We start from the raw sequence: 24,958 nt of genomic DNA, 5'->3' as shown, positions 1-24,958 counted from the left end.
GCCCCGGCTTCGGGTTCCTGGTCACGGTCTGGCGTTGGAGACTCGGTCGAGTACCTGAACTGTGTGGAGCGATCTGGGGGGATCCAGTGCGGCGGCAATGGCGTCGGCGGGGCAAGGCCGACCGGGGGGCGGTGGCCGTCGAGACGGCTCTGGTCTCCCTGCTGCTCATCACGATGCTCTACGGCATCGTCGAGACGTCCTTCGCCTACCGCGATGCGCTCGTCGTCTCTTCCGCCTCACGAGCCGGCGCCCGCACGGCCGCCGGCCTGCCGCGGGACCCGGCGTTCGCCACCAGTGCGGCAGCCCAGGTCACCAGTGCGCTCGGGTCGATGAACCTGTCCCGCGTCAACACGGTCTGGGTCTTCAAGGCCAACCCCGCCACCGGTCTCCCCGACTCGGGCAACTTCAGCACCTGCACGACCTGCGTGAAGTTCGTCCCCTCCGGGTCGACCCTGGTCGTCAGCGGGACGCCCGGCTGGACGTGGGACTCGCAGAACGCCTGTGCCGGAACGGTGGACACGCTGGGGGTCTACGTCCAGTACCGCTACCCGAGCCGGCTGGGGATGTTCTTCAAGAACACGGTGATGACCGAGTCCACCGTGATGCGGCTGGAGCCGTACGACCGCGTCGGGGCGTGCAAGCCATGAGGTACTTGAACGGTCGCGCCCGCGGTGGGCGTGGCGAGCGCGGTGCCTCGATGGTGGAGGCGGCGGTCGTGACGCCTGTCGTCTTCGCGATGCTCTTCGGCATCATGGAGCTCGGGATGCTGTTCAAGGACTACCTCGGCACCCAGGCTGCGATCCGGGCCGGCGTCCGGATCGCCTCGGCCTCACCGCGGAACTCGACCTTCGCCCAGCTCGCGGCCAACGAGGTCCAGGCCAAGAGCTCGGTGGTGAACCCCACCGACTTCCAGGAGCTCTGGGTCTACAAGGCCAATGCTGCCAACGACTTCCCGAGTGGCCGCACCGACTTCGGCAACTGCACCGTCTGCGTGAAGTTCACGTGGGACACCGGCACCGGCACCTTCCGGCCGAGCAGCGACACGTGGGCGGCCTCGGCCCAGAACGCCTGCACGACCGCGGCCGGCGGTCCCCCCGACCGGATCGGGGTCTACGCCAAGGTGCGCCACGGCGCGTTCACCGGCGTGATCCCGACCACGACCATCGCAGAGGGAACCAGCATGAACCTCGAGCCCTTCCCCGCGCTGTCCGGGTGCAAGCCGTGACCCCCTGGGCGTGGGCGGCGCGCCGACGTCGCGCGGCCGGTTCGGGCGAGCGAGGGTATGTCGCGATCATGGTCGGCCTGCTCCTCACGGTCCTGCTGAGCTTCTGCGCGTTCGCGGTCGACGTGGGCAACTGGTACTTCACCGGGCAGCGGGCGCAGCGTGCTGCCGACGCAGCGGCCCTGGGCGGCGTGCCGTACCTCCCCGGTGACCCCTCGTCGGCCTACACGACGGCGCGCGACCTGGCCGCCCGCAACGAGTTCGCGGTCGGCACGGACACCGCGGTGACCCCCAAGGTCGACGGACGACCGACGAGGCTCCGGGTCACCGTCTCGCGGACGGTCAAGAACCAGTTCGGCTGGATGCTCGGGCTGGACCAGACGACGATCACCCGGTCCTCGGTGGCCGACTACGCCGGGCCGGTCCCCATGGGCAGCCCGTGCAACGGCTACGGCGACGACCCGTACCCCGACGGACACCGCAGCTCCAACTGCAACGGCACCGGCCAGTTCTGGGCCAACGTCGGCTCACCCCAGGCACCCAAGTCGAACGGTGACGCCTACCAGAACAGCATGGGCAGCAACACCGACTTCGACACCAACGGGTACTTCTACAGCGTCACCGTCACCAAGCCGGTGGCCTCACTCACGATCGAGGCGTTCGACCCCGCCCTCATCGCTGTGGGCGACAAGTGCGACACGAACCTGTCCGGCGCGGACTCCCTCCCTGCCGCGAGGACCGTGGTTCCCGACCCCGCCACGCGCTACAAGGCCGGCGCGACGTCCGGCGTGTGCACCGGTGACGTCAGGTTCGGTGGCACGGGAGAGGTCGCGACCCAGTTCACGGTCCGCTCGCCCAGTGTCAACCAGTGGGACCCGCTCAGCTACCCGACGATCACGGGGTGCCAGACGACGTACGCGGGCTTCAACGGCAACCTCGGCAACGCCCTCGACAAGGCCAGCGGGTCGTTCAACGCAACCGTCGCCGACAACTTCCGGCAGTGGAAGCAGCTCTGCAAGATCACCGGGGGAGTGACCCCGGGGACCTACCTCATCCAGGTCAAGACCAACGGTGTCGGCAACGACGCGGCCAGCGGCCACAACCGCTTCAGCCTGCGCGCCTACACCGAGAGCAGCAGTGGTGACGACGGGGTCGCGGTCGCCGGCTACGCCAAGATGGCGATGTACGGCAACACCCCGGCCGGCACCTCGAAGTTCTACCTCGCCAAGGTCCCGAGCGGGGCGCGCGGTCAGCTCTTCACCGTCCGCCTGTTCGACATCGGGGACGGTGCGACGCTCGGCAGCACGGTCAAGGTCCTGCCGCCCTCCGAGGTCGGCTCGTCCTTCAGTGGCTGCACCGGCTCGGGAGTGCAGAACGGCGCCCTCACCGACTGCACGATCAACGTCAGCTCGGCCTACAACGGCCAGTGGCAGGAGGTGTCCGTGCCCATCCCGACGGACTACTCCTGCAACGACTCCTCGGCCGTTGGGTGCTGGCTCCGCCTCGAGTTCTTCTACGGCGCCGGGTCCAGCCCCGCGGACACCACGTCGTGGACGGCCAACGTGGCCGGCGACCCGGTGCGCCTGGTCGAGTAGGGCACGGGCGGTCCGTTCGAGCCCCTCGTCGGTCCGCCGGAAACGCGGATCGCCCAAGGGTCTCCGGACGACGTGGCCGCACCCACCATCGCACGACGGTTCCCTGAGCGTGGGTGGGGAGGGCTCCTTGGCGCTCTGCCGCCCGCCAACCTCAGAACTGGCCTTCGGCCCCGGACCCATGGGCTGTGGGAGACGTAGCTCGGGCTTCGAACACGTCAGGGCTGCAGCTCCGTGGCTGCAGCCCTGAGTGCGTGCCTCTCCCTGCCTACCTCGTGAGTCGGGTGGAGACCGGCGTGGGGGGCTGGTTGAACGCACCGTCGTAGGTGATGTTCAGCGTCGCGTTGTTCCCAGAGAAGGTCAGGTCCTTGACGACCAGCAGCGACGTCAGGGTGGTCGTGTCCCCGTTGCCACGGATGTCGAGCGTGGCACCGACGGTGTAGATGGTCCCGGTGATCCCGCCGACCGGGTTGCCTCGGAAGGACAAGGTGCCCGAGTAGCTGCGGTCGGCCAGGATGGCGATCTTCGGCACGCCACTGTTCACGGTGGTCGTGGGGGCAGAGACCCCCAGCGTGGCCTGGCCGGTGAAGTCTGCCCCGGCGCCCTCTCCTGCAGCGCATTGGCGGGGCATGCCCGAGGCGTCCGCGCACGTGAAGTAGAGGGTTGCACCCGTCGCCACGAGGTCCGTCTGGCCGGAGTAGTGGGTGCCGCCCGTGATGACGTACATCCCGCCGCCGATGTTGCACGGGCTCGTGTTGGGGGCGAGGCTCGCGTAGATGCCGGGCCCATCGCTGCAGATGTTGGTCTTCTTGGTCAGTCCGGCCATGCTGGGAGGCATGGGCAGGTCGGCCAGGGGATCGTCCATGGTGGGCTGCCCCTGCAGCGGCTGCGGGGTCCAGTCACCCTTGCTGGGGTAGAGCCACGTGCCCTCGATGCTGGTGGTCCCACCCGACGTGGTCACGTTGACCTCGCCGTTGGGACCGGACCCCGCGTTGCCGTTGAAGGCGACGTTGCCCGCATTGATCACGACGTTGCCGTTCTGGATGTCGTGGTTGTTGTTGCCGAGGATGCACAGGCCGCAGTCGGCCTTGGTGCTCAGCTTGAGCACGGACTGTGCGGAGCGGTTCGCCCGCAGGCTGTTCACCCCCACGAGGCCGCCGAGTGCGGTCGGCACCGAGGTGTCGACCGTGACGTCGGCGACCAGGTAGTTGCCCTGACAGGACAGGACCGCCGACACCTGGGACGACGGGACGCTCTCGCCGTACTGCGAGTTGCGGTTGATGTAGTTGACGGCCGTGGACTTGGCCGTGGTGGACGTCGGGTCGGTGGCCAGCACCGACGCACAGGTCGGGTACGCGCTCGGGTTGCCGAGCACCATCTGGCGCAGCTGGTTGGTGATGGCCAGGGCCCCGCTGTCGGCGCCGGAGGCGAGCGCCTGACGCTTGGCGAAGGTCATCCCGAAGTCGATCGTCAGGCCGGCCATGATGGAGACGGGGATGGCCAGCAGGGCCACCATCATCGCGACGGCGCCACGCTCACCGGTGGAGCGGCGACGGCGGCTCACTTGTACTCGCACGCGAACACCCCTGTGGACTGGAGGTTGATGTTGTTGAACACAGGCAGCGGAACCGGGGGCTTGGACTGGAAGGCGACGAGCACCGTCAGGTTGCCGTAGGACGTGTTGGTGCAGGGGTAGCTCGTCGTGGAGCCGGTGGCACTGGAGGCGCCACTCGCCAGCTGGCAGGTCACGCCGCCGGGTCCGGTCACGGTGACGTCAATGGTGTTGCTGTTCGTCGCGCCGATGCCGATGGTGCTCCCGGCGACCACCGTGCGAACCTGGCTGGCGACGTCGGAGCATGGCATCGGATTGCCCCCCAGCGGTTTGACGATGCCGGCGCGGGCGGCGTCCCGGGCGGAGCTGTTCAACGAGATCTGCTGCGAGAAGACGAAGCCGAAGGCGATGATCCCGTAGATGAACAGGAGCAGGACGGGGACGACGAGCGCGAACTCGACAGCGGAGGCGCCTGACTCCGACGTGCTGCGACGTCGAGCGGTCGGCCTGATCATCACGTAAGACTCCTGCAGTTCGCGTCGTGTATCGCCCAGGTAGTCCCCCAAGCACCTCAGTGTGCTTGGTGCCAGGGGCAGACCCCATCCTCCGAACGGTCAGTGGACTCCGGCGTAAGGCTGATGTGACGTGGCTCCGCCTGCGTGTCTGGACGCTCGGCGTCCTACTGGATGAGGGAGACCGTGCGCTGCAGGTCGCACGGAGCCCCGAGCGGACAGGTGGAGGCTCCGCCCTTGGGGAGCGTGGGGATGTCGACGAGCCGCATGAGGATGTAGTTGTCCTGGGACCCGCCGGTGGACGTCGTCAGCCCGCCCGGGTTGTGGGACGCGCACTCCCCGGTGAGGACGCCCGTTCCGTTGGGGCTCTTCTGGTTGCCGAAGTGGTAGCCGCAGACCTGCACGCCGACCAGGGCCTGGACGGGGTAGATCGCGTTGTTGCCGCCGGCGTTGACGACGGCGCCGGTGTCGCACGGCCCGGGAGGGGTCCCCCCGCAGAAGACCGGGAAGATGACGCGGCGCTGCTCGGCCACCAGGACGTTCCACGAGGTGAGCACCACACCGCCGATCTGCCCCGTGTTGGCGCTGAGACACGACGTCGAGCGCACGGCGCACGAGGAGATGAGGTAGGAGCGCAGGTCGGACGGCGTCCGCGGCGGCGCTGTCAGCTGGCCTGAGACGGGGACGACGTCGGAGGTGCAGCCGTCCAGGGTGGCGGTCGCCATGTAGGCGTTGCTGTTCGACGCGACCTCGGGGCAGTCGACGGACCACCAGTTCCCCGGGTTGGCCACCCCCGGGCACTGGGTGTTTCCCGAGCTCGGCAGGTCCATCTGCAGCACGGTCCCGAACGATGCCTCGGACAGCTGGGCGCCGCACACCGCATACGGACGGATCTTCCCGTTGCCCAGGGTCGAGAGGCGGGCTGTGGCCGTCCGGGTGGTGGTGTAGTCGCCGGAGCGCCCGAAGGCGCCCCCGAAGAAGCTCGGTGTCGAGCCTCGCGACGCATAGGTCACCTGCAGCGAACCGTCCGCCGTGCAGGAGGCCGTGTAGGTGGCGCGCGTGCTGGACGTGCGGTTCTGCTCACGGATCAGGTCGGCGGTGGCGCCTGCAGCGGTTTGGCTCGCTCCGAGGATCGTCGTGCAGGTTCCCGCCGTGCCTCGCAGGACGTTCGCTGCGGCCAGGGCCGCTGCGTCGGCGGAGGTCTGCAGCCGCCTGGTGTCCGCGAAGGACATGCCCAGGTCGACGCTGAAAGCACCGAGCCCCAGGAACGCCAGCATGAGCAGGCCCGCGACGACGGCGATCGCTCCCCGCTCACCGTCAGCTCGCCCGAGGGCCGGTCGCCGGAGGTTGGCCGGAAGCCTCAGGAGGTGAACTCGCATCGGAACACTCCGGTCGACTCGAGGTTGAACGTCGGTTGCATGAACGGCAGGTTGAGCTGGCTGGTGTACTGCAGTCGCACGTACACGTTGTCGCCAGGGGCACTGCCGTCGCAGGCCTTGGTCGTGGCACCGGTGCACGTTCCCGTCGACCACGACGGGGGCGTGGTCGTGGCGCGCTTGATCGTGACGACGACGTCGTTGGGGTTGAGCCAGATCGTCGAGGAGTCGGACTTCGCCTGGCCGGTGAGGTCCGTCCCGGCGTTCCCGGCAGCCTGTCCGGTGCCGCAGGCCGGACTCGACGGCACCACGGACTGCCGGGCCGCCTGCCGGGCCGCGTTGCCGAGGGACAGCTGTTGGGCGAACACGATCCCGAAGGTCATGATGCCGCTGACCAGCAGGACGAAGACCGGCATGATCAGCGCGAACTCCATGGCTGCTGCTCCTGATTCGCGGCGTCGCACGGGTCTGGTGGGGGGAGATGCACGCATGACTGCTCCTGCTGGCTCGCGCCGGGGACCGGCCCTGCCCAGTGTGTGGGCGACCAGGAGAAGTGGGATCCCGCAAAGGGATGAACACGTTGTGCGCGGTCCTGAGACCGGGGGGTGGCCCGTGTGTGATGATTCGGGAGGGAATCTTTACTCGATGTAGGGAGAGGGTTGACGCAGTGAAGGGTCGCGTGCTCATCGTCGATGACGATCTTGCGCTGGCGGAGATGCTCGGCATCGTCCTGCGCAACGAGGGGCTCGACGTGTCGCACGTCGCCGACGGTGGCAACGCCGTGGCGGCCTTCCGCGACAGCAAGCCCGACCTCGTCCTCCTCGACGTGATGCTCCCCGGTCTCGACGGCATGGAGGTCTGCCGCCGCATCCGTGCCGAGTCGGGCGTCCCCATCGTCATGCTGACCGCGCGCACCGACACCGTCGACGTCGTCGTGGGCCTGGAGTCCGGCGCCGACGACTACGTCGTGAAGCCCTTCAAGCCCCAGGAGCTCATCGCGCGCGTCCGTGCCCGGCTGCGCCGTGGTGACGAGCCCGAGCCGGAGAGCCTCGAGATCGGCGACCTCGTCATCGACGTCGCGGGTCACTCGGTCAAGCGGGCCAGCGAGCCACTGTCGCTGACCCCGCTGGAGTTCGACCTCCTCGTCGCCCTGGCCCGCAAGCCGTGGCAGGTGTTCACCCGTGAGGTCCTGCTCGAGCAGGTCTGGGGCTACCGCCACGCCGGTGACACCCGCCTCGTCAATGTCCACGTGCAGCGGCTGCGCTCCAAGATCGAGCACGACCCCGAGCACCCCGAGATCGTCGTCACCGTCCGCGGCGTCGGCTACAAGGCCGGTCCGAGCTGACGATGTCGGACTCGGCCGGACCCGGCCCCGACCGGACGCCGCCGGCGCGGCCCTCGGCCCACGGGGCGCAAGGTCCACCTGCCCTGCGCACCTTCGCGGTGCGCGCCCGCCGGGGGACCGGTAGGGCGCTGAGCCGGCTCGTGCACGCCTGGCGCCGTTCGCTGCAGTTCCGCGTGGTCAGCACGACGATGCTGCTCGGCCTGCTCGTCGTCCTCGGCCTCGGCTCCTACCTCTACTCCTCGATCTCCGACGGCCTGGAGCAGGACCGGATGAAGACGGCCCAGCTCGAGACGTCGCGGCTGACCAAGGTGGTGCAGGACAACTTCGACGGCAGCGGCCGCGCCAGCTCGGGCGACATCAACCTCCAGTCGCAGGACATCATCAAGGCCGCCGCCGCACCGGGCGGTGACAACGAGCGCTACCTCGTCTTCGCCCGCAGCCTCGGGAACACCTCCGACACCACGGTCCAGACGGTCCTCAGCGGGCGGATCGGCCTGTCGAGCATCCCGCGGGACCTCCGCGAGGCCATCCGGCTCGACCCGACCCACCAGCAGGTGACCCTGGTCGGCATCGACGACCCGCAGACCGGCCAGGCCGTCCCGGCGGTCCTCGTCGGGTCCCAGGTCCAGGTGCCCGTCGCCGGCAAGTACGACCTGTACGTCATCTTCCCCATGCAGCGCGAGCAGGCCACCCTCGACCTGATCACCCGCACCTTCGCGATCGGTGGGTTCGCCCTCGTGGCCCTCGTCGGTGCCATCGCGTGGGTCGTGACCCGGCAGGTCGTCAACCCGGTGCGCCGGGCGGCCATGGTCGCCGAGCGGCTCTCCTCCGGCCGGCTCAACGAGCGGATGCGAGCCCGGGGCGAGGACGACCTGGCGCGGCTGGCCGCCTCCTTCAACGAGATGGCCGACAGCCTCCAGACGCAGATCCGCCAGCTCGAGGGGTTGTCCCGCGTCCAGCAGCGGTTCGTGTCCGACGTCTCGCACGAGCTGCGCACGCCGCTGACCACGATCCGCATGGCCGGTGACCTGATCCACGACTCGCGCCGCGACTTCGACCCGACGGTCGCCCGGTCGGCGGAGCTGCTGCACAACGAGCTCGACAGGTTCGAGGAGCTGCTCGCCGACCTGCTCGAGATCAGCAGGTTCGACGCGGGCGCCGCGGCCCTCGACGTCGACCTGGTCGACCTGCGCGACACCGTCGCCCGGGCCGTGCAGTCCGCCCTGCCCCTCGCCGAGCGGTGGGGGAGCACGATCACCGTCACCGCGGAGGGGTCCTGCCAGGCCGAGGTCGACCCGCGCCGGGTGGAGCGGATCCTGCGCAACCTCGTCGTCAACGCCGTCGAGCACGGTGAGGGCCGCCCGGTCGAGATCGCGATCGGTGGCAACGACAGCGCCGTCGCCGTGGCCGTGCGCGACCACGGGGTCGGGCTGCGCCCGGGTGAGGCCGCCCTGGTCTTCAACCGCTTCTGGCGCGCCGACCCCGCCCGCGCCCGCACCACCGGCGGCACCGGCCTGGGACTGGCCATCTCCCTCGAGGACGCCCGGCTGCACGACGGGTGGCTGCAGGCCTGGGGCGAGCCGGGCGAGGGCTCCTGCTTCCGCCTCACCCTGCCCCGGACGTACGGCGAGTCGATCACCGAGGCGCCCCTGTCGCTGCGGCCGGACGACGTCCCCACGTCACGCCGTCGCACCGCCCGCGAGGCCAGCGACGCCCAGGCGCAGACGCCCTCGACGACCGGGCCGGGCGCGAGCACGGCGGTGACCCTGCGCCATACGCCGACGGCACCGGGGGCACCACGGTGAGGCGCCGCGCGGCCGTCGCGCTGGCAGCGGTGGCGGTGACCTTGCTGTCGGCCTGCGGGGGAGGCCTGTCGACGAAGTCCGCGGTCCAGCCCGGCCTCGAGGTGGGGTCGGTGCAGGAGAACGAGATCCGGGTCGAAGCCAACCCCATCCGCCCCGGAGCCTCGCCCGAGGAGGTCGTCGAGGGGTTCATCCGGGCCGCGGCGGCGAGCGATGACCAGTACCAGGTGGCGCGGTCGTACCTCACGCCCGATGCAGCCGGGAGCTGGCGCCCCGACACCTCGGTCGTGGTGTTCGGCAACGAGTCGGTCCTCGACACCAAGGCGTCCGGCGCGGGCCAGGTCGTGGCCAAGGCGACCGCAACAGCACGGGTCGACGGCACGGGTCGCTACGAGGAGCTGCCGACCACGAGCACGGTGGAGGCAGACTTCCGCGTCGTCCAGCGGTCGGGGGAGTGGCGGATCTCGTCGCTGCCCCAGAACTTCGGCACCTGGCTGAGCAACTCCGACTTCCTGCGCCTCTACGACCCGTTCCGCATCTACTTCCTGTCGGCCAGCCAGCGGCGCCTGGTCCCCGACGTCCGGTGGCTCCCGCTCGGCACGGGCCTGGCCACGCGGCTCGCGAGGTCGCTGCTCGCCGGGGCTCCCGACTACCTGCGTGGGGCGGTGCGCAGCGACGTCCCGCCCGGCACCCGCCTGGCGGTCGACGCGGTGACCATCGACTCGGGCACCGCCACGATCGACCTGACCGCGACCCGCTTGGCGGCCGACCCCGCTCAGCGACAGAACCTCGGCGCCCAGTTCCTCGCCACGGTGAGCCAGGCGCCCGGCGTCGACCGGGTCGCCCTCCAGCTGGAGGGGGCCGACCTGCGGGTCCCCGGGTTCGACGGAGCGCTCGACTCGCTCGCGGCCCTCGGGCTGGGCACGCCGGCCGACCCCGAGATCAAGCCCCTGCTGCGGATCGGCACCACGCTGGTGCCGGTCAGCCCCGACCAGGTCGGTGACCCGGTGGCGCGGCCGAGCCCCCCGCCGACCGCCGCCCTGCCCGCCCTCCAGCCCGGGTGGGCCTACCCCGCGGTGTCGCGCTCCGGCGGTGAGGTCGCGGCCGTCGGCGGCGACCGGGCCCAGCTGGCCCGGTGGCGCGGGAAGACCCAGGTCCAGCTGCTGACGTTCGGGTCGAACCTCACCCGGCCGACGTACGACAACCAGGACATGCTCTGGCTCGCCGGGCGGGACGACGACGAGGCCAGGGTCTGGGTCATCGACACCACGACGGACCCGGCGGACGCCGCGAAGGCCGCACCGCACGTGGTCACCGCCTCCTGGCTCGCGCAGCGTCGGGTCGTCAGCCTGCGGCTGTCACCGGACGGCCAGCGGGTCGCGGTGGTGAGCACCGACGCGTCCGGCAAGGTTCCGCGCCTCGACGTCGCCGGAGTCGTCCGCGGCGCCGACCACGTGCCGACCTCGCTGGCGACCCCCTTGACCCTGGCCCCCACCCTGACCCTGATGCGGGACCTCGTCTGGGTCGACGACGCCACCGTCGTCGTCCTCGGGCGCAGGAACCCCGGGCAGGTGCTGCGCCCGTGGACCGTGCCGCTCGGCGGCCAGATCACGGCCGGCCCCGAGATCTCCGGCGCGCAGACCATCACCACCATCAACGGCGAGCGCGGCCTGGTCGTCACCACCGACGCCCGCCAGGTGCTGCTGCGGGCCGGCAGCCGGTGGCAGCGGGTCGGCGAGGGCACCGACCTGCTGGTCGCCGCTCGCTGAGGGGGACCCACGCCGAGGGGGACCCTCCTTGAGGAGGACCCTTGCCGACCGTCGAGCCCTCGCTGAGCCCGGGTGACCCCGCGCTGCTGCGGGGTCACCCGAACGGACCGAATTCCCGGGGTGCCGTGCCCGCCCCGTGCGTGCGGGCCGCCTGCCCGGTTCGCCCGGCCTTGTCTGCTGCGCCGCGGGGGTGGCAGCGTGACGCGCGCCTGTGCAGCGACCCACCGGAGAGGTGACATGACCACGGCCAGCACCGCGACCCCGGCGGCTCGTCTCGAGCCGGCGGCGCCCGTCGTGCGCTCCCGGTGGCGGCCGACCCGTGCCACCTGGGTGCCGGTGCTCGTCTTCCTCGTCTCCAGGATCGTCGACGGCATCGTCCTGGCCGTCGCCGGGCACCGCCAGATCGCCCTCCCCGACCCGGCGCTGCAGCGGCTCGCGGCCGTCGACCACGCCACCCCGGCGGACCCGGGCTACCTCGAGCTCGTCTCGAACTGGGACGGCCAGTGGTACCAGTTCCTCGCCACGCAGGGGTACCACCTGCCGGCGCCCGGGGCGACGAACACCGCGGACGTCCTGTGGTCGTGGGCGTTCCCGCCAGGGTTCCCGATGACCGTGCGCGTGCTCCTCGAGACCACCGGCGTGCCCTTCCCGGTCGCCGTCACCCTCGTCAACCTCGTCGCCGGAGCCGTGGGCATGACGTTGCTGTACCGCCTCGTGGACCGCACCGCCGGGGCGTTCGCTGCAACGAGCCTCGTCGCGCTCACCTGCTTCGCCCCGACCGCACTGCTCTTCCAGGTGGCCTACAGCGAGTCGCTCGCCCTGGCGCTCCTGTGCGCAGTGCTGCTGCTCGTCCACCGCCGCCGCTACTGGTGGGCCCTGGTCGCCGTCGTCGCCCTCGCCCTGACCAGGGTCATCACCGCGCCGCTCGCCGTGGTGGTGGCGGCCCATGCCTGGTCACGCTTCCGCGGACCCGCCGACTCCCGTCCGTCCCGACGGGAGTGGTCCGGTATGGCGGCCCTCGGCCTCGCGAGCGCGGCCGGCGCGTTCCTCTGGGCCTTCGTCGTGGGGCTGGCCGTCGGAGAGCAGACGGGAGCCACCACACGGCCGGGGATGCTGTCCAAGCTCGGCTGGTTCTCCCGACTCGGCGCGGAGTTCGGGATCGGTGGCCCCGTGGTGCTGGCGGGGATCATCCTCGTGCTCGTGCTCGTGAGCCGCACCCCGCGGATCGCCGGCCTGGGGATCGAGCTGTCGACGTGGCTGTGGTGCTACCCGCTCTACATCTTCGGGGTGACCGAGATCCACACCGGCATCCTGCGCTACCTGCTCCTGTGCCTGCCCCTGCCGATGCTCTTCGTCCTGCGGCCGCTGACCGGCCGGGTCCGGCCGCACCACGTCGCGAGCCTGGCGGTGGTCTGCCTCGTCAGCCTCGGCCTCCAGGTCTGGTGGATGAGCCAGTCCTTCGTGGTGACGCGCGACTTCATCATGCCCTGAGCCGGGCGGTCAGGACCCGGGCGCCTTGAGCAGGACGAAGTCGCCCTCCCTGGTGACCACGGTCCAGCCGGCCCGCCCCTGCAGGGCGTCGCCGAGCGGCGACGTGGCCTGCACCAGGGCCATGCCGGCGCCCGTGCTGCGGACGTAGTCCTCCCACCCGGGGCGGACCTTCTCGGCACGGATGTAGCGGTGCAGGTAGTCGGCCGAGTAGATCTCCACCCGGAGGTCGACGACCGGACGCAGGTCGGGGTGCGCCCAGAGCAGCCAGCCGCTGACCGCGAAGTCGTTGAGCACCACCGTGCCGGCGGGGAGGCCGTCGAGGCGTGCGGAGACCGCGTCGAGCCGCCCGGGGTAGGTCTGGGCGACCGAACCCTTGGGTCCGGCCGCGGTGCCGGCGGCGAACAGCACGGCCACGACACCGGCGGCCACGACCGCGGGCCACTCCGTCCTGCCGCGACGCTCGGCGGGGCGCCCCAGGGCTCCTTGCAGGGCCTCGGCGAACAGGGGCGCCGCGAGGACGCATGCCAGCGGCACGAGCCGCCACATCCACAGGGCCATGGCCAGGGCGAGGACCAGGACCCCGTACTCCCACGGCGGCCGGGCCTGCGGTCGACGGATCCACAGGACCGCGGTGACCAGGAGCATCCCGAGCGTGGCGTAGGCGAACACGTTGTTGAGGGGAGTGGCCCGCCACTCCTCGGCGATCCACGCCGCGTTGCCCGCCACGTCGAACGGCACGGTGAGCAGCCGTGGGCCCAGCGGGGTGACGGCCAGGACGGCGGCGCAGGCGAGGTTCAGCAGGAGCAGGCCACGACGCCCCGGTCGCTCCCCGGCCGGCCGGAGGGCGAGGAAGACGGACAGGACGACCCCGAGGAGGAGCCCGAACATCCACAGCGGGTGGCAGCACCCCCACAGCCAGAAGACCGGCACGAGCCACCACCGCAGCCGCCGGTCGTGCAGGGTGCGCCACCAGGCGAGGTAGACCACGGCGAAGAGGACGAAGCTCACGAGCTGGGGCCGGGGGTTGAGGCTGGCCCCGGCGCCGAGGAGCGCCACCACGGCGGCGAGGCTCGCGGGCAGCCGGCCGGCGACCTGCCGGCAGAGCACGTAGAGGGTGAGGTACAGGGCGATGACGGCCACGGCTCGCAGCCACACGACACCCCAGGCGCCCACGCCGTTCACGGTCCAGGCCGCCACCGCCTCGGGCAGCCACTGGGTGGCGACGTAGGGGCGGTCGGCGAAGGACGCCCACGGGTCGGTGCCGACCAGCGACCAGGTCTTCAGGATGTGGTCGCCCTCGCGCAGGTGCCACCAGGTGTCGACCTCGCTGAACGGGGAGGTGCCCCAGGCGATGGCCACGAGGAGCCCGCCGACGAAGGCGACCTGGCCCAGCCTCGTCGAGATCCGGCTCACGACGCCTCCAGGAGCTGGTAGCCGTCGCCGCGGCCGACGACCGACCACCCGAGCTGCTCCACGAGCGCCAGGGCCAGGGGGGAGGACGCGGGAAGCAACGCGGCCCGGGTGCTGCCGTCGGCGACGAACTGCTCCCACCCGGGAGCGGCCTCCATGGCCGCGATGTAGCGCTTCACGTAGGCCGCGTCGTAGGACTCGATGCGCAGGTCGAACACCGGCTCGACCTGCGGTGCGGTGAAGAGCACCCAGCCCGTGACGTCCCCGTCAGCCACGAGGCGGGTGTGCGGGGGCAGCACTCGCAGCTGCTGCTGGAGGGCGGTGGGGACCGCGTGGACCGTGCCGGCCCGGCTGTCCGCGGGGGGGATCGCGACCAGGCAGGCGAGCACCAGCCCAGCGGCCCAGCACCCGAGCTCGCGACGCCGCAGGGCGAAGGAGGTGCGGTCGGGCCTCGGTGCCGCGGGCGAGCCGTGGCCCGAGCCGGCCCGGACCTCCCGGGCGCGGGCGCGGGCGGCGAGCAAGCGCTCGACCTGGCCGGCCAGCAGGGGAGCGGCGAGGAACGCGCCGACGGCGACGGTGCGCTGCATCGTCAGGATGAACCCGATGGCAGCGAGGAAGGGCAGGAGCTGCCACGTGGCGGGACGTTCGCGCAGCCGCAGCCACGCGGCATACGCGAGGGCCAGCATGGCCAGGGCGAGCATCACGTCGGGGCTGTGCACGGAGGAGGGGAACCACTCGGACACGAACTCGCGCCCGTTCGAGCCCACCTGGAAGGGGGTCAGCAGCAGGCGCGGGCCGATCGGCGTGAGCCCCGCGGCCAGGAAGGACACGACGAGGACGGCGACGAGCCGGCCCCACGTGCGTGCCGGCACGGCACGGTCCACGCCCAGCCCCAGGACGACCAGGCCGCCGACGACGAGGCCCAGCACCCACACGCCGTGCGTGCAGGCGCTGACCCAGGTGAGGGGGACCAGCCACCAGCGGGCCCGGTGGTCGACCCCCGTGCGCCACCAGGCGCCGATCGCCAGGACGAGCAGCACGAACCCCGCGAGCTGCGGGCGCTCGGCGAGCCCTCCCCACGCAGCGGCCACAGCGGCCACCGTCACTGGGACCGCGACCTCCGGGCGGCTCACCGTCCGGGTGAGCCACAGCAGGGCCACCACGAGGGCCACCACGGCCACCCCGCGGGCCCACAGGACGGCCGGCAGCCCGAACAGGTCGTACCCCTGCGCCACCACGACGGACGGCAGCCACTGGGTCGGTACGTAGCGGTGCGCGGCGAACGGAGCCCAGGGGTCCGGCGACCCGAACCGCCCACCGTCCCGGAGGAACTCGCCGACCTTCAGGTGGAGCCACGGGCTCGGGTCCGCGACCGAGCGCACCGTGAGCAGGGGGAGGAGTGCCAGCACCGCACCCTGCGCCCACGGACCCCACCGCCGTCGCAGCGCGAAGGTGGCGGAGTCGGGCATGCCAGCCATTCTCGACGCACGCGTGCTGGTTCGGTGAAGTGACTCACCGCATCAACCGAACGGTTGATGCCCATTCCTCGAAGGGCCCACGGGGTAGTGACGTGACAGCCGATTACCGCTGTTCGTGTCTGCTGACAATCTTTTGCCTGCAGGGGCGCCCGCCCCGGCCCGTAGGTCTCGAAAGGACACAACCCATGCTCAAGTTCGTCGCCAAGATCCAGACCCGCTTCGCCAACCGCGAGGAGGGCGCCACCGCGGTGGAGTACGGCCTCATGGTCGCCCTCATCGCGATCGTCATCATCGCGGCCGTGGTCCTCCTCGGCAACAACCTCTCCGGCCTGTTCAACAAGGCTGCTTCCAGCGTCTGACGAACTACCAGGACCGACGGGCGCACTCAGCCCGCGGACCAAGGAGGACTTGGTGAACGCTCGCTCCACATCCCGGAACGCCGTGCGCGGCGCCGGTTGGACGATTCTCGCGCGCTCCACTTCCTTCGTCGGCGAGCTGGACCGTGGTCGCCCCGGTGCACACCGGGGCGACCGCGGAGCCACCTCCGTCGAGTACGCGCTGATGGTCACGTTCATCGCCGTGGTGATCATCGCCGCGGTCACCCTGTTCGGACAGAACCTGATCCAGCTCTTCAACGTCCCGAGCAGCGCGCTCTGAGGCGCTCCATCGCCAGCTCAGCACGACAACCACGAGGACAGAACTCACCATGGGACGCAGACTCGTCGCCATCTTCGCCGCCGCTCTTGTCGCCCTGGTGGGCGTCACGGCGGTCCTTCTCTATGCGCGCGGAGCGGATGCACGTGCGGTGGCTGCCCAGCAGCCCACGAGCGTCTACGTCGTGAAGTCGCTCGTCCCGTCGGGGACCACCCTCAAGGACGCGGTCCAGAACGGGCTCATCATCAAGACCTCCGTCGCCGCGGCCGGTGTGCCGGTCGGCGCGCTCGCCGGCGTCGACGGCAGCAACGGCGGCCTCTACGCCACCACCGACATCCAGCCCGGCGAGTACGTGCTGTCGGACCGCTTCGGTGTCAAGCCCGTGGGGGAGAAGGCCATCACGGTCCCCGCCGGCATGGTCGCCGTGTCGGTGCAGCTCTCCGACCCGGCGCGGGTGGGCACGTTCCTCACCCCCGGGTCCAAGGTCGTCCTCTACGACACCTACTCCCCGGCCGCCACGGGTTCCGGCAACAGCGGGACCCAGGCCGCCGCGACGGGGCAGAGCACCCGCGTGCTCCTCGACGACGTGCTCATCATCGCCATGGGCCAGGCGTCGCTCACCCCCGCCGCCGCTCCGGCCGACGGCCAGGACGCCGCTCCGGCCCCGGTCCTCGGCGCCCTCATGACCGTCGCCGTCACCCCGGCCGACGCAACCCGGCTGGTGCACGGCATCCAGACCGGCACGCTCTACGCCGCCCTGCGCGGAACTGATGCGAAGATCGACCTCGGCAAGGTTGTTTCCGAAGCATCACTCTTCTCCAAGTAGGAGCACGCTATGACCCTGTTGTGGGACGCGGACCCCTCGGCCACGGATCGCTACGACTTCGCTGTCGGTCAGGTCACCCGGGTCGACACGCAAGCCGCCATGGTGCGAGCCCTCGAGGACGCACCCCAGGAGCAGCTCGTCCTGATCGGCCCCGAGGTCGACATGGAGAGTGCCTGCCAGTTCACGGAGTTCGCCCGGGTCGAGCGACCCGAGGTGGGTGTCCTGCTGCTGCGCCGGCGTCTGGACGTCAACGTCCTCGGACAGGCGCTGCGCTCCGGCGTGCGCGAGGTCGTCACGGCTGACGACCTCACCGGGCTCGCCGACGCGGCCCGCCGCAGCCGCGAGCTGACCAGCCGCGTCTCCGGCCACACGGTCGACAGCAGCGCGGGGACCCGGTCGGCGCGCGTGGTCACGGTGTTCTCCGCCAAGGGTGGCGTGGGCAAGACGACGTTCGCGACCAACCTCTCCACCTACCTGGCCTCCACCGGCTCCAAGGTCCTGCTCATCGACCTCGACCTCGCCTTCGGTGACGTCGGGATCAGCCTGCAGATGCTGCCCCAGAACTCGATCATCGACTTGGTGAGCATGGCCGGCCACATCGACGAGCAGGCCATCAAGTCCGTCGTCACCCGGCACGAGAGCGGCCTCGACACCGTCAGCGCCCCCTCGGAGCCCAGCGACGCTGACCGGATCCCCGGTTCGATCGTCGCGGAGCTGATCCGCGTCGCGAAGCGGCACTACGACTACGTCCTGCTCGACACCCCGCCGGCCTTCACGTCCCACGTGCTGGCGGCGTTCGACGACAGCGACGTCCTCGTCCTGATCGCCACCCTCGACATCCCGGCCGTCAAGAACCTCCGGCTCACCCTGGACACGCTGGACCTGCTCGGCAACGACAAGGACACCCGCCTCATCGTCCTCAACCGTTCCGACGCCAAGGTCGGCCTGCGCGCCGAGGACGTGGTCGCGGCGCTCAAGCAGGACATCGCGGTCATGGTGCCCAACAGCGCGGCCGTGCCGGCTTCGGTCAACCGCGGCGTGCCGATCATCCTGGACGAGCCGAAGCACCCGGTGAGCGTCGCCCTGCGCGACCTCGCGGAGCGTTTCCTGCGCGCCCCCGAACCTGCTTCGTCGACCGACGCGAGCGGCAAGTCCACCGACGGCCAGGGTGGCCGTTCCGGCCGCTGGTCGTTCTCTCGCGGAGGTAAGTGATGAGCCTCGCCGAACGGCTCGAGAACGTCCGACGGGGCCAGCAGGCCGCGTCCGGCGAGACCGGCGCGACCGCCACGGCGGCCGCGCAGGAGCGCCAGCGTGTCGTCGACCCCTTCTCCACGGTCAAGGCCAGCGTCCACCAGGCGCTGCTGGACTCCCTCGGGCCGCAGCTGTACGACCCGCACCTGGACCAGTCCGAGCTCGAGACCAAGGTGCGGCACACGCTGCAGGAGGTCATCGACCACGAGGAGACCCCGCTGTCCCTCGCGGACCGCACCCGGATCTCCCAGGAGGTCGCGGACGAGATCCTCGGCCACGGCCCCCTCGAGCCCCTGCTGCGTGACTCGGAGATCTCCGAGATCATGGTGAACGGCCCGGACTCCATCTACGTCGAGCGCGCCGGCAAGCTCTACCCCGTCGAGGCGCGGTTCAGCTCCGACGCCCACCTGCGCCGCACCATCGACAAGATCGTGGGTCGCGTCGGACGTCGTGTCGACGAGGCCAGCCCGCTCGTGGACGCCCGCCTCCCCGACGGCTCCCGCGTCAACGCGGTGATCCCGCCGATCGCCCTCGACGGTTCGCTGCTCACCATCCGAAAGTTCGCGACCGACCCGTTCACCGACAAGGACCTCATCGCCTTCGGCACGTTCACGCCGCAGGTGCGCGACTTCCTGTCCGCCTGTGTCCGCGGCCGCCGCAACATCGTCATCTCCGGTGGTACCGGTTCGGGCAAGACGACGCTGCTCAACGTGGTCTCGTCGTTCATCCCCGACGACGAGCGCATCGTCACCATCGAGGACGCCGCCGAGCTCCAGCTCCACCAGGACCACGTCCTGCGCCTGGAGTCCCGCCCGGCCAACATCGAGGGACGGGGCTCGATCCCCATCCGCGAGCTGGTCAAGAACTCGCTGCGTATGCGGCCCGACCGCATCGTCGTCGGTGAGTGCCGCGACGGCGCCGCCCTCGACATGCTCCAGGCCATGAACACCGGCCACGACGGCTCGCTCACCACCGTCCACGCCAACACCCCACGTGACAGCCTCTCCCGTCTGGAGACCATGGTCCTCATGGCCGGTGTCGACCTGCCGGTGCGCGCCATCCGCGAGCAGGTCGCCGGTGCCGTGGACATGGTCATCCAGCAGGCCCGCCTCAAGGACGGTTCCCGTCGCGTGACGGCGATCAGCGAGGTCGTCGGCATGGAGAGCGACGTCATCACCATGCAGGACCTGTTCACCTTCGACTACAGCGCCGGGCGCGACGAGCAGGGCCGCTTCAAGGGCACCCTCAAGAGCACCGGACTGCGTCCCAAGTTCGCCGCCGAGCTCCAGGACCAGGGCATCGAGCTCGCTGCAGACATCTTCGTCCGGGGGATTTGATGCTCGTTCGTATGCCGCGCAGGTGGGGTGCCGTCCTGGCCCTCACCTCTGCCGCCCTGCTCACGGGCACGGCCTCCGCGGGGGCCGCCTCCGCCCCGGTGGTGAACATCACCGGCATCGAGGCGAAGAACGGCAACCTCATCGGCCTCATCTCCGCAGGCGGCGGTGCCTCCATCGACCCGGGCCTGAAGGTCACCGTGTCGGGCAAGGACTACCCCGTCGACGCGATCACCTCGGGCCAGGGCACGCCGGTGGCGCGCTCGACCGTGCTGGTGGTCGACACGAGCGGGTCGATGGGCGAGGCCGGCATGGCAACCGTGCGTTCCGCCGTCGCCGCCTTCCTCAAGAGCGTCCCGGACGACGTCCGGGTCGGACTCGTCTCGTTCTCCGGCAAGGCCGTCGTCAAGCTGGCACCCACCGCCGACCAGGGCAAGGTGCAGTCCGCCGTCAACGACCTCAAGTCCGACGGTGAGACCGCCCTCTACGACGGTGTGACGCTCGCCGTGAAGACGCTGGGCGCCAAGGGGGAGCGCAGCATCCTCGTGCTCTCCGACGGTGGCGACACCGCCAGCAAGGCGACGCAGGCTCAGGCGGTCACCGCGCTGAAGAGTGCCAAGGTCCGCGCCGAGGCCGTGTCCTTCAAGTCCACCGAGGGCAACGTCTCGGTCCTCAAGGGCTTCGCCTCCGCCAGCGGTGGGTCGGTCGTCTCGGCCGCCAACGCGGGGGCGGTCGCCAGCGCCTTCACGACCGCGGCCAAGACCCTCGCGTCCCAGCTGACCTTCTCCATGCCGCTGCCGCCCGGGGTCACCGCGGTGCAGGACATCAAGATCTCCGGTCTCGCGGCAGGCAAGGCCTTCAGCACCTCCGCGCTGGTCGACTTCGGTGACGGCGTCTCGGCGGCGACCACCCCGCCTGCGGCGTCCACCGACCCGATCGTCGGGCCCACCGAGGACGTCATCAAGGCCGCCGGGACCCAGAGCACGCTGCCGATCCTCGGGGTGTCGCCGATGCTGGGCATCGGCCTCGGTGCCGTGTTCCTCGGGATCATCGCCATCGGCGTCGCCCTGTCCAGCGGCACCATGAAGTCCGGCCGCCAGACCCGCGTCGACAGCATCGACCAGTACGTCGCCCATGGCAGCAGGCCCGCCAAGGCCCCGAAGAACCGCCAGGCGGCGGTGTCGGAGAGCCTGGTCTTCCTCGGCGACAAGATCATGGAGGGCCGCGACTCCACCAGCAAGACGATGGCCCTGATCGAGCGCGCCGACCTGCCGCTGCGTGCCGGTGAGTGGTGGGTGATGCGGATCGTCAGCCTGTTCGTCGGCATCGCCGTCTCCACCCTGTTGCTGCGCGGCGGGCTCGGCATGACCCTGGTCGCCATCCTGATCGGGTTCCTGCTCGGGTGGTTCGCCCCCGCGTTCGTGCTGCGCTTCCTGGCCAAGCGCCGGGCGAACAAGTTCGACCACCAGCTGCCCGACGTGCTCACGCTCATCGCCAGCAGCCTGTCGACCGGCTTCTCCCTGCCCCAGGCCCTCGACGCCGTCGCGAAGGACGCCGCCGAGCCGTCGGCCAAGGAGTTCTCCCGGGCCCTGGCCGAGACGCGCATCGGCGCGGACATCGCCGAGTCCCTCGAGCGGATGTCCGACCGGATGGACAGCGGCAACATGCGCTGGACCGCCATGGCCATCCGCATCCAGCGCGAGGTCGGTGGCAACCTGGCCGAGACGATGCGCACCACGGCGAAGACGCTCCGTGAGCGCGAGGAGCTCGGGCGGCACGTCCGGGCCCTGTCCGCGGAAGGCCGGCTGTCGGCATACATCCTCATCGCGCTGCCGATCGGCATCTTCCTCTACACGATGCAGACCAACCGGGACTACGTCGAGCTCCTCTGGACGCGCCCCCTGGGCCTGGTCATGCTGGCCGGCGGCGTCGTCTCCCTCGGGATCGGGATGTTCTGGATGAACAAAGTCGTGGATGTGAAGGTCTGACATGGGAAGCATGCTGCTGATCGTCGGAGTCGTCGCCATCGCCGGCGCGCTCGTCACGCTGGTCGTCGCCCTGTCGGCAGGGGCCGGTCAGACGACCGGTGTCGCCCGGTCGCTCGAGCTGATCGAGAAGTCCGTCAACCACCAGGAGGTCAGCAAGTCCGACCTGCCGTTGATGGACCGCATCGTCCTGCCGGCCCTGGCCAGGACCAGGTCCCTCGCCGCGAAGCTCTCGCCCAACGGCACCCAAGACGGCCTCACCAAGCGCCTCGACCTCGCCGGCAACCCCGGCACCTGGACCGCCGAGCGCATCATGGGCGCCAAGGGTGCGGCCCTGATCGTGCTGGCCCTCATCGGGTTCGTCCTCGGCGGCCTGAGCGTGCGCGGACTGCTCTTCGCGGTGATCGGCGCGGCCCTCGGGTTCTTCCTGCCGGACCTGCTGCTCATGAACGCCGGCCAGAAGCGCCAGGAGGAGCTGCGGCTCGGCCTCGCGGACGCCCTCGACATGCTCACCGTCTGTGTCGAGGCCGGTCAGGGCTTCGACGCCGCGCTCATGCAGGTGGCCAAGTCCACCACCGGACCGATCGCGGGGGAGTTCGCCCGCGTGCTCTCCGAGATCCAGATCGGCAAGTCCCGTGGTGAGGCGTTCAGCTCGCTCGCCAGGCGCACCAGCGTCACGGAGGCGAAGACCTTCGTCAGCGCCCTGGTTCAGGCGGACCGCCTCGGCCTGCCCATCGGTGCGGTGCTGCGCGAGCAGTCCAACCAGATGCGTCTCGTCCGGCGCCAGCGGGCCGAGGAGAAGGCCCAGAAGGTGCCGGTGAAGATCCTCTTCCCGATGCTCCTGTTCATCTTCCCGGCGCTGTTCATCGTCATCATCGGCCCCGGTGCCATCCGCATCGTCGACACCTTCAGCGGTGGCGGCCTCTGAGCCCAGTCGCTCAGCCCCAGCACAGTGAAACGGCCAGGACCCGAGGGGGCTGGCCGTTTCACTGTGTCCGGGGTCGATGTCGTCGAGGGGGCCGGACAGACCCCTCGACGACCGGCTCAGCGGCGGGTCTGTCCGACCGCCTCGGCGCGGACCAGGCCCAGTCGCAGGGCCGACATGACGGCCGACGCACGGTTGTGGGCGCCGAGCTTCTCGTAGACCTTCGAGACGTGCGTCTTGACGGTCGACTCGCTCATGTACAGGCGCTTGGCCACGGCGGCGATGGAGTCGCCGGCGACGAGCCGGTCGAGCACCTCCGCCTCGCGGGGCGTGAGCTTCGGCTTGTCGCTGGAGTCACGGCGACGCAGCGCCTCGGCGAGACCGGTCGCCATGAAGGCGTCCGGCGCGACGGCGGCGCGACGCACGGCGGCGATGACCTCGTCGGACGGCGCCGACTTCAGGACCAGCGCCGAGGCACCGAGGTCGAGGGCCTCGAGCAGGGTCTCGTCGTCGTTGTGCATGGTGAGGACGACGATGCCCAGCCGGGGGGAGGCCTCCCGGGCTGCTCGCGCCAGCACCAGTCCCGAACCGTCGGGCATGGACACGTCGACGACGAGCACGTGGATGAGGCTCTGTGCCAGCACGTTGCGGCCCTCGGCGATGCCGCCGGCCTGGCCCACGACGGCGAGATCGGGCTCGCTGTCGATCATGCGGCACACGGCCTCACGGACAAGGGTGTGATCGTCGATCACGACGACGTTGATGGTCATGACGGCTGGGGGATCCTTTCGTTGGAAAGCGTGGCTGACGGCGAGGCGCCGCGGGCTCGCATGCGCATGCGGATGGCGACACCGTCACCGGCATACGGCTCGACGACGATCTCGCCCCCCAGGGAGGAGAGGGGGTGCTGGCTGAAGTCACGGATGCCCAGCGAGCTCGTGCCGTTGTGGGCGACCCACAGCTCCACCCGCGGCGCAGCGACGTTGAGGCGGACCTCGACGGTGTCGGCGTTGAGCGAGTGGCGTGCGTCGGCGAGGACCTGCAGGAACAGGCGGTAGATGAGCACCTCGGTGTGGGCGGGGAGGCGGAAGCCGTTCTCGCTGAGGTGCATGCGGGTGGTCACCCCGGAGGTGGAGCCGAAGTTCTGGAGCCGGGCGCCGATGAGGGCGCCGAGCCCGGTGTCGGGGCGCACGGCGATCCGCAGGTCGGCGATGTGCAGGCGCAGGTCGGCCAGCACGCGGGAGACCTCCACGCGCAGCCCGTCGAGGTCGTCGGCCAGCGGGGAGTCGGTGTTGCGGGCGGTGCGCCGCAGGGAGTCGATGCCGAACGCGAGCGCCACCATCTCCTGGGCGATGCCGTCGTGCATCTCGCGGGCGAGGCGCTCGCGCTCCTCCAGCCCGGCGCGCTCGCGCAGCCCGGCGAAGAGCACGGAGAGGTCGATGTTGGCCGCGTGACGTGACGCGACCTCGCCGGCTGCGGCGAGGTCGTCCTCGGTGAAAGGGGTGACCAGGGGGCGGTCGGCCACGAGCAGTCCGAGCCGGTCGCCGTTGTTGTCGTTCAGGGGCACGACGATCACCGAGCGTGCGACGAGGTCGTCGGCCCACTCCGACAGGGTCGGCACCCCGTCGCGCCAGGTGCGGGAGAGCACGGAGCTGGGCTCCATCGGGTCCGGCCACGGTGTGCGGTCGGCGCCGCGGATGGCCAGCGGCACCGCCGGGTCGTCGCCGTAGCCCACGAGGATCGCGCTGCGGGCTGCGCGCATCTGGGTGGCCAGGTCCTGCAGCGCCATCTCCGCCGAGGCGGGGGCGTCGAACCCGGTGTCGAGGGTCTCGGCGAGCTCGTGCAGGCGCCGCAGCAGCAGGCCGGCCTCCGCCGCGATGTTGGGGTCGACGACCGCCTCGTCCTCCTCCTCCTGCATCCGGTGCGACCAGGCACCGAGCAGGCCGAAGACGAGGGAGAAGACCGAGGCCAGCAGGATGCGCTGGGCCTCGCCCTCGGAGTAGCGGTCGAGCAGCAGCACCGTCCCGCCACCGGCGAAGAGGCCGACGAGGAAGACCATGAGAGCGCCGCGCCGCGAGAACCGTGCTCCGGCGTGGTACGCGGGGATGAGGATGAGCACCTTGGACCACGGCCCGGCATACCCCATCGCGATCCCGGCAGCCGCGGCATTGACGCCGAACAGCACCATCAGCTGCACCCGGCCGATGGCCCGGCCGCTGGAGCTGAGGTACTCGAAGCCCGAGGCGGCGAGGTCCAGGGTGATGATGAGCAGGATCCACGGCAGGCCGGTCAGGATCGCGTCGTCGAGGGCGGCGAACAGCACGGCGAGCATCGCGAGACCCAGACGCAACCGCGTGCTGACGGACAGGACCGACACCCAACGCATCCGCGGCCTCCCCTCTCATACTGGATCCCGGCGATTTGTCCACAGGTT

General features: G+C 70.8%; 22 protein-coding genes. 14 read left to right on the top strand and 8 right to left on the bottom strand.

Annotated elements, in window-relative coordinates:
• Positions 1-131 precede the first annotated feature (131 nt).
• The 3 genes from ACYVKF_RS00855 to ACYVKF_RS00845 are packed head-to-tail and all read left to right on the top strand — an operon-like array spanning position 132 to position 2,817.
• Entirely contained in the window at positions 132-647 is a 516-nt protein-coding gene (locus ACYVKF_RS00855; protein WP_460964155.1) for a TadE/TadG family type IV pilus assembly protein, read from the top strand.
• Positions 644-1,225, top strand: coding sequence for a TadE family protein (locus ACYVKF_RS00850; RefSeq protein WP_460964153.1), 582 nt, complete (start codon positions 644-646; stop codon positions 1,223-1,225). Before ACYVKF_RS00855 ends, ACYVKF_RS00850 begins: the two co-directional genes overlap by 4 nt.
• Entirely contained in the window at positions 1,222-2,817 is a 1,596-nt protein-coding gene (locus tag ACYVKF_RS00845) for a pilus assembly protein TadG-related protein (RefSeq protein ID WP_460964151.1), read from the top strand. Before ACYVKF_RS00850 ends, ACYVKF_RS00845 begins: the two co-directional genes overlap by 4 nt.
• Before the next feature lie 265 nt (positions 2,818-3,082).
• Here the strand turns inward: ACYVKF_RS00845 and ACYVKF_RS00840 are convergent, their stop codons facing one another.
• From ACYVKF_RS00840 to ACYVKF_RS00825, 4 genes are all read right to left on the bottom strand, one after another.
• The gene (locus tag ACYVKF_RS00840; protein ID WP_460964149.1) at positions 3,083-4,378 is read right to left on the bottom strand and encodes a TadE/TadG family type IV pilus assembly protein; all 1,296 of its coding nucleotides are present in this window, start codon (positions 4,376-4,378) and stop codon (positions 3,083-3,085) included.
• Positions 4,375-4,881, bottom strand: a complete 507-nt coding sequence (locus tag ACYVKF_RS00835) for a TadE/TadG family type IV pilus assembly protein (protein ID WP_460964146.1) — start codon at positions 4,879-4,881, stop codon at positions 4,375-4,377. Before ACYVKF_RS00835 ends, ACYVKF_RS00840 begins: the two co-directional genes overlap by 4 nt.
• Before the next feature lie 164 nt (positions 4,882-5,045).
• Entirely contained in the window at positions 5,046-6,257 is a 1,212-nt protein-coding gene (locus ACYVKF_RS00830) for a pilus assembly protein TadG-related protein (protein ID WP_460964144.1), read from the bottom strand.
• Positions 6,239-6,688: a TadE family protein gene (locus tag ACYVKF_RS00825; RefSeq protein WP_460964142.1), complete on the bottom strand. Its 450-nt coding sequence runs from the start codon at positions 6,686-6,688 to the stop codon at positions 6,239-6,241. The genes ACYVKF_RS00830 and ACYVKF_RS00825 overlap by 19 nt, the downstream gene beginning before the upstream one ends.
• A gap of 233 nt (positions 6,689-6,921) precedes the next feature.
• Between ACYVKF_RS00825 and mtrA the strand changes: the two genes are divergently transcribed.
• The 4 genes from mtrA (at position 6,922) to ACYVKF_RS00805 (ending at position 12,661) form a co-directional block, all read left to right on the top strand.
• Positions 6,922-7,599 carry an MtrAB system response regulator MtrA gene (gene mtrA, locus ACYVKF_RS00820; RefSeq protein ID WP_056916911.1) on the top strand — a complete coding sequence of 226 codons (678 nt, stop codon included), beginning with the start codon at positions 6,922-6,924 and terminating at the stop codon, positions 7,597-7,599.
• Between the two features lie 2 nt (positions 7,600-7,601).
• On the top strand, positions 7,602-9,404 hold the full coding sequence (gene mtrB / locus ACYVKF_RS00815; protein WP_460964139.1) for an MtrAB system histidine kinase MtrB: 1,803 nt from the start codon (positions 7,602-7,604) through the stop codon (positions 9,402-9,404).
• Positions 9,401-11,170 carry an LpqB family beta-propeller domain-containing protein gene (locus ACYVKF_RS00810; protein WP_460964137.1) on the top strand — a complete coding sequence of 590 codons (1,770 nt, stop codon included), beginning with the start codon at positions 9,401-9,403 and terminating at the stop codon, positions 11,168-11,170. Before mtrB ends, ACYVKF_RS00810 begins: the two co-directional genes overlap by 4 nt.
• A 237-nt stretch (positions 11,171-11,407) precedes the next feature.
• On the top strand, positions 11,408-12,661 hold the full coding sequence (locus ACYVKF_RS00805) for a hypothetical protein (protein ID WP_460964135.1): 1,254 nt from the start codon (positions 11,408-11,410) through the stop codon (positions 12,659-12,661).
• 9 nt (positions 12,662-12,670) lie between these two features.
• On the opposite strand, the gene ACYVKF_RS00800 is transcribed toward ACYVKF_RS00805, so the two are convergent.
• Together ACYVKF_RS00800 and ACYVKF_RS00795 are read right to left on the bottom strand one after the other, a co-directional pair.
• Positions 12,671-14,074: a hypothetical protein gene (locus ACYVKF_RS00800; protein ID WP_460964133.1), complete on the bottom strand. Its 1,404-nt coding sequence runs from the start codon at positions 14,072-14,074 to the stop codon at positions 12,671-12,673.
• Positions 14,071-15,540 (bottom strand): hypothetical protein, encoded by a 1,470-nt coding sequence (locus ACYVKF_RS00795; protein WP_460964131.1) that lies wholly within the window; start codon positions 15,538-15,540, stop codon positions 14,071-14,073. The genes ACYVKF_RS00800 and ACYVKF_RS00795 overlap by 4 nt, the downstream gene beginning before the upstream one ends.
• 194 nt (positions 15,541-15,734) lie before the next feature.
• Between ACYVKF_RS00795 and ACYVKF_RS00790 the strand changes: the two genes are divergently transcribed.
• The 7 genes from ACYVKF_RS00790 to ACYVKF_RS00760 are packed head-to-tail and all read left to right on the top strand — an operon-like array spanning position 15,735 to position 22,527.
• Complete coding sequence (locus ACYVKF_RS00790; RefSeq protein ID WP_056916916.1) at positions 15,735-15,908, top strand: Flp family type IVb pilin; 174 nt, start codon at positions 15,735-15,737, stop codon at positions 15,906-15,908.
• Between the two features lie 52 nt (positions 15,909-15,960).
• A complete protein-coding gene (locus ACYVKF_RS00785) occupies positions 15,961-16,206 on the top strand; it encodes a Flp family type IVb pilin (RefSeq protein ID WP_056916917.1) in 246 nt (81 codons plus the stop codon).
• Positions 16,207-16,255: 49 nt separating this feature from the next.
• Positions 16,256-17,029: a Flp pilus assembly protein CpaB gene (cpaB, locus tag ACYVKF_RS00780; RefSeq protein WP_056916918.1), complete on the top strand. Its 774-nt coding sequence runs from the start codon at positions 16,256-16,258 to the stop codon at positions 17,027-17,029.
• 9 nt (positions 17,030-17,038) lie between these two features.
• Positions 17,039-18,241 (top strand): AAA family ATPase, encoded by a 1,203-nt coding sequence (locus tag ACYVKF_RS00775; protein WP_056916919.1) that lies wholly within the window; start codon positions 17,039-17,041, stop codon positions 18,239-18,241.
• Positions 18,241-19,617 carry a CpaF family protein gene (locus tag ACYVKF_RS00770; protein ID WP_056916920.1) on the top strand — a complete coding sequence of 459 codons (1,377 nt, stop codon included), beginning with the start codon at positions 18,241-18,243 and terminating at the stop codon, positions 19,615-19,617. The genes ACYVKF_RS00775 and ACYVKF_RS00770 overlap by 1 nt, the downstream gene beginning before the upstream one ends.
• Before the next feature lie 11 nt (positions 19,618-19,628).
• Positions 19,629-21,602, top strand: coding sequence for a VWA domain-containing protein (locus tag ACYVKF_RS00765; RefSeq protein ID WP_460964127.1), 1,974 nt, complete (start codon positions 19,629-19,631; stop codon positions 21,600-21,602).
• Positions 21,603-21,612: 10 nt separating this feature from the next.
• Positions 21,613-22,527, top strand: coding sequence for a type II secretion system F family protein (locus ACYVKF_RS00760; RefSeq protein WP_460964125.1), 915 nt, complete (start codon positions 21,613-21,615; stop codon positions 22,525-22,527).
• Positions 22,528-22,643: 116 nt separating this feature from the next.
• Here the strand turns inward: ACYVKF_RS00760 and ACYVKF_RS00755 are convergent, their stop codons facing one another.
• Both ACYVKF_RS00755 and ACYVKF_RS00750 read right to left on the bottom strand, forming a co-directional pair.
• On the bottom strand, positions 22,644-23,294 hold the full coding sequence (locus tag ACYVKF_RS00755) for a response regulator transcription factor (protein ID WP_056916923.1): 651 nt from the start codon (positions 23,292-23,294) through the stop codon (positions 22,644-22,646).
• A complete protein-coding gene (locus tag ACYVKF_RS00750) occupies positions 23,291-24,910 on the bottom strand; it encodes a sensor histidine kinase (RefSeq protein ID WP_056916924.1) in 1,620 nt (539 codons plus the stop codon). Before ACYVKF_RS00750 ends, ACYVKF_RS00755 begins: the two co-directional genes overlap by 4 nt.
• Positions 24,911-24,958: the final 48 nt, after the last annotated feature.

Source organism: Pedococcus soli (genome assembly GCF_054782575.1).
Note: the sequence above shows the minus strand (reverse complement) of the source record. Positions and strands in the feature narration are given on the sequence as shown.

What these genes read in the sequence shown, in the direction of transcription:
- ACYVKF_RS00790 (WP_056916916.1), top strand. Translation starts at nt 15,735, where the DNA reads ATGCTCAAGTTCGTCGCCAAGATCCAGACCCGCTTCGCCAACCGCGAG.
- ACYVKF_RS00850 (WP_460964153.1), top strand. Translation starts at nt 644, where the DNA reads ATGAGGTACTTGAACGGTCGCGCCCGCGGTGGGCGTGGCGAGCGCGGT.
- ACYVKF_RS00795 (WP_460964131.1), bottom strand. Translation starts at nt 15,540, where the DNA reads ATGCCCGACTCCGCCACCTTCGCGCTGCGACGGCGGTGGGGTCCGTGG.
- ACYVKF_RS00770 (WP_056916920.1), top strand. Translation starts at nt 18,241, where the DNA reads ATGAGCCTCGCCGAACGGCTCGAGAACGTCCGACGGGGCCAGCAGGCC.
- ACYVKF_RS00775 (WP_056916919.1), top strand. Translation starts at nt 17,039, where the DNA reads ATGACCCTGTTGTGGGACGCGGACCCCTCGGCCACGGATCGCTACGAC.
- ACYVKF_RS00755 (WP_056916923.1), bottom strand. Translation starts at nt 23,294, where the DNA reads ATGACCATCAACGTCGTCGTGATCGACGATCACACCCTTGTCCGTGAG.
- cpaB (WP_056916918.1), top strand. Translation starts at nt 16,256, where the DNA reads ATGGGACGCAGACTCGTCGCCATCTTCGCCGCCGCTCTTGTCGCCCTG.
- ACYVKF_RS00830 (WP_460964144.1), bottom strand. Translation starts at nt 6,257, where the DNA reads ATGCGAGTTCACCTCCTGAGGCTTCCGGCCAACCTCCGGCGACCGGCC.
- ACYVKF_RS00750 (WP_056916924.1), bottom strand. Translation starts at nt 24,910, where the DNA reads ATGCGTTGGGTGTCGGTCCTGTCCGTCAGCACGCGGTTGCGTCTGGGT.
- mtrB (WP_460964139.1), top strand. Translation starts at nt 7,602, where the DNA reads ATGTCGGACTCGGCCGGACCCGGCCCCGACCGGACGCCGCCGGCGCGG.
- ACYVKF_RS00805 (WP_460964135.1), top strand. Translation starts at nt 11,408, where the DNA reads ATGACCACGGCCAGCACCGCGACCCCGGCGGCTCGTCTCGAGCCGGCG.
- ACYVKF_RS00825 (WP_460964142.1), bottom strand. Translation starts at nt 6,688, where the DNA reads ATGGAGTTCGCGCTGATCATGCCGGTCTTCGTCCTGCTGGTCAGCGGC.
- ACYVKF_RS00835 (WP_460964146.1), bottom strand. Translation starts at nt 4,881, where the DNA reads ATGATCAGGCCGACCGCTCGACGTCGCAGCACGTCGGAGTCAGGCGCC.
- ACYVKF_RS00760 (WP_460964125.1), top strand. Translation starts at nt 21,613, where the DNA reads ATGCTGCTGATCGTCGGAGTCGTCGCCATCGCCGGCGCGCTCGTCACG.
- ACYVKF_RS00765 (WP_460964127.1), top strand. Translation starts at nt 19,629, where the DNA reads ATGCCGCGCAGGTGGGGTGCCGTCCTGGCCCTCACCTCTGCCGCCCTG.